3 protein-coding genes and 1 pseudogene are annotated in these 2933 nt (G+C 75.5%); 3 read left to right on the forward strand and 1 reads right to left on the reverse strand.

Annotation, left to right across the window (positions count from 1 at the left end):
* A pseudogene (locus CQZ88_RS16315) lies at window positions 1-476 on the forward strand (hypothetical protein); the annotation flags it as partial.
* On the opposite strand, the gene CQZ88_RS16320 reads toward CQZ88_RS16315, so the two are convergent.
* Window positions 381-1616, reverse strand: a complete 1236-nt coding sequence (locus CQZ88_RS16320) for a glycosyltransferase family 4 protein (RefSeq protein ID WP_029546059.1) — start codon at window positions 1614-1616, stop codon at window positions 381-383. The pseudogene CQZ88_RS16315 and the gene CQZ88_RS16320 overlap by 96 nt on opposite strands.
* A 155-nt stretch (window positions 1617-1771) precedes the next feature.
* Between CQZ88_RS16320 and CQZ88_RS16325 the strand changes: the two genes are divergently transcribed.
* Together CQZ88_RS16325 and CQZ88_RS16330 are read left to right on the forward strand one after the other, a co-directional pair.
* Entirely contained in the window at window positions 1772-2527 is a 756-nt protein-coding gene (locus tag CQZ88_RS16325; protein WP_029546061.1) for a class I SAM-dependent methyltransferase, read from the forward strand.
* The coding region (locus CQZ88_RS16330; protein ID WP_146034320.1) for an ROK family protein at window positions 2527-2933 on the forward strand (407 nt) is incomplete at its 3' end. The genes CQZ88_RS16325 and CQZ88_RS16330, both read left to right, overlap by 1 nt.

Consider the following 2933-nt stretch of genomic DNA (forward strand, 5'->3'; position numbering starts at 1 on the left):
TGTTCCGGCGATTCGAGTTCAGCGGCGCCGCACCGGTTCTCGATCCGGCACCTCGGATGCTGCGCGCGGACGTGCTGCAGTCCGGGGAGCTGATCGTCGCCGGCGGCACCGTCGCCGGCGAGGGTCGGGGCGCCGCGGAGGTGGAGCGCCTGCTGCTGGCCGGGGCGGCGCCGGCCGACCTCGCTGCCCACGGCGTGGGCTGGGTGCTCGTCGAGCACGGCACGCCCGGGGACCTCGGCGACTCGGCCCGCGCGCTCGAGCAGCTCGAGCCGGTGTTCTCCGATGCCGCGCTGTCGCTGTACCGGGTGCCAGGGGTCGACGGGACGCGGTCGGACGACCGGACGGCGGCGATCGCCGCGCACGCACTGTGGGTGGCGGTGTCAGCAGGCGGGCTCGTGGGCCTGCTGGTCCTGCGACGGCCCGCCCGGCGCCGCGAGCACCACGGCGGCCTCCGCCGGGCGCGGGAACAGTCCTGAGACGCGGCGGCCCGCGGCCGTCGCGGCGAGCACCTCGTGCACCCCGTCGCCGGTCGCGGACCAGGAGAACTCGGCGGCCCGCACCCGGGCCTTGCCGCCGAGGGTGCGGCGACGATCCGCGTCGGCGAGCAGGTCGGCGACGGCGTCGGTGAGCTCGTCCGCGGAGTCGACGAGCACGCCGGTGACGCCGTCGATGATCGAGTCGGTCAGTCCCCGCGAGCTGCGGTAGCCGACGGTGGGCACGCCGTGCTGCGCGGCCTCGACGACGGCCAGCCCCCAGCCCTCCTTGCGCGACGGCATCACGTGCACCCAGGACCGGGAGAGCAGTTCGTGCTTGCGGTCCTCGGCGACGTGGCCGTGGAAGGTGACGGCATCGGTGATGCCGAGGTCCGCGGCGGCCGCGCGCAGGTTCCTCTCCCACCAGCCGCCGCCGATGACGTCGAGGTGCAGGCCGGGGACGCGGTCGCGCAGCGCGGCGACGGCGGCGAGGGCGTCCTCGATCTGCTTGTGCGGCACGAGCCGCGACAGCACGCACACGGTGGGGTGCGCGGTGCGGGTGTGTTCGTCGCCGGGCTCGACCCCGGCGGGGACGGCGTCGGCGCCGTTGCGGACGACGGCGATGCGGTCACGGTCGACGCCGAGGGCCATCAGTTCGTCGGCGGACGGCAACGACACGGTCAGGTACTGGTCGTCGCGGTGCAGGCGCGGCGACAGGGCGGACTCGATCCACCAGCCGAGCCTGGCCATGACGCGGCCGGCGACGGGCCACTGCTCACGGTGGCAGTGGTGCACGAGCACGGTCACGGGCGCGCCGGCGACGAGGCGGGCGAAGAACGGGATGCCGTTCTGGGTGTCGATCACCGCGTCGGGCCGGAGGTGGCGCAGCGGACCGAATCCGAGACGGCCGGCGGCGATCGCGGCGAGGGCGCGGGGGTAGACGGTGAGCCGGCCGCCGCCGCGGCTGACGGTGATGCCGTCGATCTCGTCGCGGCCGGGGGCGCCGGGGTAGGCGGCGGTGCGGAGGGTGACGCGGATGCCGCGCGCGGCGAGCTGGGCGCCGACCTGTTCGAGGTAGCGTTCGCTGCCCCCACCCTGGGGATGCCCGGTGTCGCGCCAGCACAGCAACAGAACCTCGCGCACGTGGCGACCCCCTGTGGTTCGTCGTCGACGGTTGTATCCCGGAACACACTAACGGGTGCGGGGCCGCCCGCGGTGGAGGGTTACCGGCGGGTAGTGCGGTGCGGTGGCCGCTATGGTTGCTCCTCGTGGTTGTTCCGACCCTGCCCGTCCCCCCGGTGGCTCGAACCTTCGCCCGGCGCGCGACCCTGCGCCGGTCCGTCGGGCTGCTCGGCGACTTCCGGCACGAGCAGTCCGCCCCCGAGTTGTTCTACGGGGCGCTCGCGCGCGACACCGTGGAACTGATCGGTGATCTGTACGCGGGCCTGACCGGCCGGGACCTGACCGGCACGACCGTCGTCGACGTGGGCGGCGGGCCGGGGTACTTCGCGGAGGTGTTCGGCGCGTCGGGCGCCCGCTACGTGCCGGTCGAGCCGGATCCGTCGGAGATGCACGCGGCCGGTCTCGCGGTGGGCGGGTCGATCCGTGGCTCGGGCCTCGCGCTGCCGCTGCGCACGGGATCGGTGGACGTGTGCTTCTCCTCGAACGTCGCCGAGCACGTGGCGCAGCCGTGGGTGATGGCCGACGAGATGCTGCGGGTGACGCGGCCGGGCGGGCTGACGGTGCTGTCGTACACCCTGTGGTGGGGCCCGTTCGGCGGGCACGAGACCGGCCCGTGGCACGCGTTCGGCGGCGAGTACGCGGCGCGGCGCTACGCCCGCCGGCACGGGCGGGAGCCGAAGAACCGGTACGGGGTCTCGTTGTTCGAGGTGGGTTGCGGCGACGGGCTGCGGTGGGCGCGTTCGACGCCGCACGGCGAGCTGCTGGCCGCGTTCCCCCGGTACCACCCGCGCTGGGCGTGGTGGCTGGTGCGGGTCCCCGCGGTGCGGGAGTTCCTGGTCAGCAATCTGGTGCTCGTGCTGCGCAGGCGCTGATGGTCGCGCTCGCCCTCGACGTCGGCGGCACCAAGATGGCGGCCGCCCGCGTCCGCGCCGACGGCACGCTCGACGCACCGCGGACGGTGCCGACGCCCGCGGCCGGCGTGTGGGCGGCATGCGCGGAGCTGTTGCGTCGGGTCTCCGCGGGAGCCGAGGTGACGGCCGTGGGGATCGCGAGCGCCGGGCCGGTCGACGTCGGCGCCGGTGTGGTGGCGCCGATCAACATCGGCGAGTGGGCGGGCGGTTTCGGCCTGGTCGACGCCGTGCGCGGCCTGTTCCCGCGGTCGCGGGTGCGGCTCGCGGTCGACGGGGCCGCGGCCGCGCTGGCCGAGCACCGGCTCGGGGCGGGCCGGGGTGCGACGGACCTCGTCGGCGTCGTGGTCTCGACCGGCATCGGTGGCGG

Source organism: Rhodococcus sp. ENV425, assembly GCF_002887785.1.
Classification (GTDB): Bacteria; Actinomycetota; Actinomycetes; order Mycobacteriales; family Mycobacteriaceae; genus Rhodococcus; species Rhodococcus aetherivorans.